Genomic DNA, 2963 nt, shown 5'->3' on the forward strand with positions numbered 1-2963 from the left:
TCCCGCCGGCGACGGAGGAGATGGTGGCTGCGGGGTATCGGGACTTCGCGGATCGGTGGAACCCGATCCTGGATGTGTTCGATGAGTGTGGGGTGCGGTTCGCCCATGAGGTGCACCCGAGCGAGATCGCGTATGACTACTGGACGACGCATGCGACGTTGGAGGCGATCGGGCACCGGTCGGCGTTCGGGTTGAACTGGGACCCGAGCCATTTCGTGTGGCAGGACCTGGATCCGGTGGGGTTCATGTGGGACTTCCGGGATCGGATCTACCACGTGGACTGCAAGGACGCGAAGCGTCAGGTGGGCAACGGTCGCAATGGTCGGTTGGGGTCGCATCTGCCGTGGGCGGATCCGCGGCGGGGGTGGGACTTCGTCTCGACGGGTCATGGTGATGTGCCGTGGGAGGCGTCGTTCCGGATGTTGAACACGATCGGTTATGAGGGGCCGATCTCGGTGGAGTGGGAGGACGCGGGGATGGATCGGTTGGTGGGGGCTCCGGAGGCTCTGGAGTTCGTGCGTCGTCTGGCGTTCGACCCGCCGTCGGCGGCCTTCGACGCCGCCTTCTCGACGGGACACTGATCCCATGACGCTCGTCCTCGGGGTCGACTCCTCGACCCAGTCCACCAAGGCCGTCCTCGTCGACGCCGACGACGGCACCGTCGTCGAGACCCGCACCGCGGCCCACCCGCCCGGGACCGAGGTCGACCCGCGCGCCTGGCTCTCGGCGTACGACGACGCGGCGGGGCCGCTGCTCGACCGGGCCGAGGCGGTGTCGGTGGCCGGGCAGCAGCACGGCATGGTCGCCCTCGACGCCGACGGCGTCCCGGTGCGCGACGCCCTGCTGTGGAACGACACCCGCTCGGCCGGCGCCGCCCGCGACCTCGTCGAGGAGATGGGCGGCCCGCAGGCCTGCGCCGACGCGGTCGGCAGCGTGCTGGTGGCCTCGTTCACCGCCGCCAAGCTGCGCTGGCTGCGCGACCACGAGCCCGACGCCGCCGCCCGGGTGGCGCGGGTGCTGCTGCCCCACGACTACGTCTCGGTGCACGCCTCGGCGCCCGGCACCCGGGCCTTCACCGACCGGGGCGACGCCTCGGGCACCGGCTACTTCGACGCGACCGCCCCGGGTGGCGGGGAGTGGCGGCTCGACCTGCTCAAGGGTGCGCTCGGCCACGAGGCCGCCGTCCCCGAGGTCGTGCCCGGCGGCTCGGCCGCGGGCGCGACCGGGTCCGGTGCCGTGGTGGCCGGCGGCACCGGCGACAACATGGGCGGCGCGCTCGGCATGGCCCTCGAGCCCGGCGACGTGCTCGTCTCCATCGGCACCAGCGGCGTGGTCTCCTCCGTGGTGCCCGACCCGGTGGCCGACGGGTCCGGCGCGGTGACCGGCTTCGCCGACGCCCAGTCGGGGTTCCTGCCGATGGCGACCACCATGAACGCCGCCGGCATCCTCGACCTGCAGGCCCGCTGGCTGGGCGTCGACCACGCGGGCCTGGCGGCACTGGCCGCCGAGTCGGAGTGGGGCGCCGGCGGGGTGAGCGTGCTGCCCTACTACGGCGGCGAGCGCACCCCCAACCGTCCCGACGCCGTCGGCACCTGGCACGGCCTGAGCCCGCGCACCACCCGCGCCGACCTGGCCCGGGCCGCGTTCGAGGCCCTGCTGTGCTCGCTGGCCGACGCCCTCGACGTGCTGGCCGCCACGACCGGGCACCGGCCCACGCGGCTGCTCATGGTCGGCGGCGCCACCAAGAGCCCGGCGCTGCGGGCGATGGCCCCGGCCCTGCTGGGGCACGCCGTGGCCTTCCCTGCCCCGGGGGAGTACGTCGCCCTCGGCGCGGCCCGGCAGGCCGCCTGGGCGCTGGCCAGCACCGACGCCCCGCCCACCTGGGCCCGCACGGGTCTCGAGGAGCTCCCGCTGCCCGCGCAGGACGAGCTCGACCGCGCCGCCGAGGTCCGCTCGGCGTACGCCGCCCTGCGCGACGCCTGACCACCGACGACCCGCCCACCCGGAGACGAGCCGTGCCCGCGACCGCCGCCCCGCCCCCGTCCGACCGGACCTCCCCGACCGGTCGGGGCCCGGGGCGAGGTGGCGGCCGGGGGGTCCTCCGCCTGCTGCTGGCGGCCCTGCTGCTGGTCGGGTCCGTCCTCGCGGGCGCCGCGCCCGCTGTGGCCCACGAGGGTCTCATCTCCTCCGACCCGGCCGAGGCCGGTGTCGTCGAGGAGCTGCCGTCGCGGGCCGTCCTGACGTTCAGCGGACCGCCGCGCGAGGTGCACGAGCTGTCGCTGGTCGGCCCGGAGGGCAGCGTCACCAACGGCGCGGCCACCCTGGTGGGCGCCGAGGTCCGCCAGAACCTCTGGGCGGGCCCCGACGGCGAGTACGTCCTGGCCTACGACGTCTTGTCCTCCGACGGCCACGAGGTCGCCGGCGAGGTGCGGTTCGAGGTCGGCCCGGTGAGCGGTGTGGGCGCGTCCGCCCCGGCGGCCGACGTCGCCCCCGCCGCCGCACGGCCCGGCTTCTGGGAGCGCCGACGGGGCGCGCTCGTCCCGATCGCGCTCGTCGTCCTGGCCGGCGCTGCCGCGGTGCTGGTGCTCCGCCGCAGCCGCTCGGCCTGACCCCCGACCTCGGCGTCCGCGCGGGCATCGCCACGCCCCCAGGGGTGACCTGAAAACATTTGACTAGCAATTGGTCAGAACTGCTTGTGCCGATGGCAGAAGAGGCCGTACTTTGTGCACGCGCCGCATCCTGTGAGCGCAGTCACAGCCTCGACCTGACCTGCCAGGAGCCCCCCGTTGACCGAGCCCGGCACCCTCGACGCCTCGGCGCCCCGCGCCGCCTCCGGCGATGCCTTGTTGCAGATGACGGGGATCGTGAAGGAGTTCTCGGGGGTGCGTGCGTTGGGTGGGGTGGACCTGGATGTGCGTCGGGGTGAGGTGCACTGCTTGTTGGGTCAGAACGGTGCGGGGAAG

The 2963-nt window shown here is 74.5% G+C and carries 3 protein-coding genes; all 3 read left to right on the forward strand.

All coding sequences use genetic code 11. The features are described from left to right. Positions 1 to 581, forward strand: a 581-nt coding sequence (locus FJQ57_RS22045; RefSeq protein WP_139984530.1) for a sugar phosphate isomerase/epimerase family protein, incomplete at its 5' end; no start/stop codon positions are given. Positions 582 to 585: 4 nt separating this feature from the next. Continuing rightward, positions 586 to 1983: a xylulokinase gene (gene xylB / locus FJQ57_RS22050; protein ID WP_139984532.1), complete on the forward strand. Its 1398-nt coding sequence runs from the start codon at positions 586 to 588 to the stop codon at positions 1981 to 1983. A gap of 32 nt (positions 1984 to 2015) precedes the next feature. After that, on the forward strand, positions 2016 to 2609 hold the full coding sequence (locus tag FJQ57_RS22800; protein ID WP_170219567.1) for a copper resistance CopC family protein: 594 nt from the start codon (positions 2016 to 2018) through the stop codon (positions 2607 to 2609). Positions 2610 to 2963 lie beyond the last annotated feature (354 nt).

Source organism: Nocardioides litoris, from assembly GCF_006346315.1.
In the GTDB taxonomy this organism is placed as follows: domain Bacteria; phylum Actinomycetota; class Actinomycetes; order Propionibacteriales; family Nocardioidaceae; genus Nocardioides; species Nocardioides litoris.

Coding starts and splice junctions, on each gene's coding strand:
- xylB (WP_139984532.1), top strand. CDS start 586: ATGACGCTCGTCCTCGGGGTCGACTCCTCGACCCAGTCCACCAAGGCC.